We start from the raw sequence: 3,090 nt of genomic DNA on the forward strand, positions 1-3,090 counted from the left end.
TTGACTTAAAACAATTGAGATTAAGTTATTAAGGGCGCACGGTGAATGCCTTGGCACTAGAAGCCGATGAAGGACGTTACTAACGACGATATGCTTTGGGGAGCTGTAAGTAAGCTATGATCCAGAGATTTCCGAATGGGGGAACCCAACACGAGTTATGTCGTGTTATCGACATGTGAATTCATAACATGTCAGAAGGTAGACCCGGAGAACTGAAACATCTTAGTACCCGGAGGAAGAGAAAGAAAATTCGATTCCCTGAGTAGCGGCGAGCGAAACGGGAAGAGCCCAAACCAATGAGCTTGCTCATTGGGGTTGTAGGACACTCTATACGGAGTTACAAATGTATTTGTTAGACGAAGTAGTTGGAAAGCTACATCAAAGAAGGTAATAATCCTGTAGTCGAAAATGAATACACTCTTGAGTGGATCCTGAGTACGACGGAGCACGTGAAATTCCGTCGGAATCTAGGAGGACCATCTCCTAAGGCTAAATACTCTCTAGTGACCGATAGTGAACCAGTACCGTGAGGGAAAGGTGAAAAGTACCCCGGAAGGGGAGTGAAAAAGAACTTGAAACCGTGTGCTTACAAGTAGTCAGAGCCCGTTAATGGGTGATGGCGTGCCTTTTGTAGAATGAACCGGCGAGTTACGATCTGATGCAAGGTTAAGCAGCGAATGTGGAGCCGTAGCGAAAGCGAGTCTGAATAGGGCGAATGAGTATTTGGTCGTAGACCCGAAACCAGGTGATCTACCCATGGTCAGGTTGAAGTTCAGGTAACACTGAATGGAGGACCGAACCGACTTACGTTGAAAAGTGAGCGGATGAACTGTGGGTAGCGGAGAAATTCCAATCGAACTTGGAGATAGCTGGTTCTCTCCGAAATAGCTTTAGGGCTAGCCTCAAGTGATGATTATTGGAGGTAGAGCACTGTTTGGACGAGGGGCCCCTCTCGGGTTACCGAATTCAGACAAACTCCGAATGCCAATCAATTTAACTTGGGAGTCAGAACGTGGGCGATAAGGTTCATGTTCGAAAGGGAAACAGCCCAGACCACCAGCTAAGGTCCCAAAATATATGTTAAGTGGAAAAGGATGTGGCGTTGCCCAGACAACTAGGATGTTGGCTTAGAAGCAGCCATCATTTAAAGAGTGCGTAATAGCTCACTAGTCGAGTGACGCTGCGCCGAAAATGTACCGGGGCTAAACATATTACCGAAGCTGTGGATTGTCCTTCGGACAATGGTAGGAGAGCGTTCTAAGGGCGTTGAAGCATGATCGCAAGGACATGTGGAGCGCTTAGAAGTGAGAATGCCGGTGTGAGTAGCGAAAGACGGGTGAGAATCCCGTCCACCGATTGACTAAGGTTTCCAGAGGAAGGCTCGTCCGCTCTGGGTTAGTCGGGTCCTAAGCTGAGGCCGATAGGCGTAGGCGATGGATAACAGGTTGATATTCCTGTACCACCCACTTTCGTTTTAAGCGATGGGAGGACGCAGTAGGATAGGCGAAGCGTGCGATTGGATGTACGTTTAAGCAGTAAGGTTGAGTGTTAGGCAAATCCGGCACTCATAAGGCTAAGCTGTGATGAGGAGGGGGAATTGTTCCCCTGAGTCGCTGATTTCACACTGCCGAGAAAAGTCTCTAGCTAGAAAAGGGGTGCCCGTACCGCAAACCGACACAGGTAGTCAAGATGAGAATTCTAAGGTGAGCGAGCGAACTCTCGTTAAGGAACTCGGCAAAATGACCCCGTAACTTCGGGAGAAGGGGTGCTCTCTGGGGTGTACGCTCCGGAGAGCCGCAGTGAATAGGCCCAAGCGACTGTTTATCAAAAACACAGGTCTCTGCTAAACCGTAAGGTGATGTATAGGGGCTGACGCCTGCCCGGTGCTGGAAGGTTAAGAGGAGTGGTTAGCTTCTGCGAAGCCACGAATCGAAGCCCCAGTAAACGGCGGCCGTAACTATAACGGTCCTAAGGTAGCGAAATTCCTTGTCGGGTAAGTTCCGACCCGCACGAAAGGCGTAACGATTTGGGCACTGTCTCAACGAGAGACTCGGTGAAATCATAGTACCTGTGAAGATGCAGGTTACCCGCGACAGGACGGAAAGACCCCGTGGAGCTTTACTGTAGCCTGATATTGAAATTCGGCACAGCTTGTACAGGATAGGTAGGAGCCTTAGAAACGTGAGCGCTAGCTTACGTGGAGGCGTTGGTGGGATACTACCCTCGCTGTGTTGGATTTCTAACCCGCACCACTCATCGTGGTGGGAGACAGTGTCAGGTGGGCAGTTTGACTGGGGCGGTCGCCTCCCAAAAGGTAACGGAGGCGCTCAAAGGTTCCCTCAGAATGGTTGGAAATCATTCATAGAGTGTAAAGGTATAAGGGAGCTTGACTGCGAGACCTACAAGTCGAGCAGGGTCGAAAGACGGACTTAGTGATCCGGTGGTTCCGCATGGAAGGGCCATCGCTCAACGGATAAAAGCTACCCCGGGGATAACAGGCTTATCTCCCCCAAGAGTTCACATCGACGGGGAGGTTTGGCACCTCGATGTCGGCTCATCGCATCCTGGGGCTGTAGTCGGTCCCAAGGGTTGGGCTGTTCGCCCATTAAAGCGGTACGCGAGCTGGGTTCAGAACGTCGTGAGACAGTTCGGTCCCTATCCGTCGTGGGCGTAGGAAATTTGAGAGGAGCTGTCCTTAGTACGAGAGGACCGGGATGGACATACCTCTGGTGTACCAGTTGTCGTGCCAACGGCATCGCTGGGTAGCTATGTATGGACGGGATAAGTGCTGAAAGCATCTAAGCATGAAGCCCCCCTCAAGATGAGATTTCCCAACTTCGGTTATAAGATCCCTCAAAGATGATGAGGTGAATAGGTTCGAGGTGGAAGCGTGGCGACACGTGGAGCTGACGAATACTAATCGATCGAAGACTTAATCAATTTTTCAAGTTTTGACTTGGTTAATACTTACTATCTAGTTTTGAATGTGCAATACATTCCATTGTCTGGTGACGATGGCAAGGAGGTCACACCTGTTCCCATGCCGAACACAGAAGTTAAGCTCCTTAGCGCCGATGGTAGTCGGACTTA

The 3,090-nt window shown here is 50.0% G+C and carries 2 rRNA genes; both read left to right on the top strand.

Features of this window, described 5'->3' with window-relative positions:
- Positions 1 to 18: 18 nt before the first annotated feature.
- Positions 19 to 2,940 (top strand): 23S ribosomal RNA (locus tag CD039_RS06735).
- A 64-nt stretch (positions 2,941 to 3,004) separates the two neighbouring features.
- A 5S ribosomal RNA gene (gene rrf / locus CD039_RS06740) occupies positions 3,005 to 3,090 on the top strand; the annotation flags it as partial.

This window comes from Staphylococcus argensis, from assembly GCF_002902305.1.
Lineage (GTDB): Bacteria > Bacillota > Bacilli > Staphylococcales > Staphylococcaceae > Staphylococcus > Staphylococcus argensis.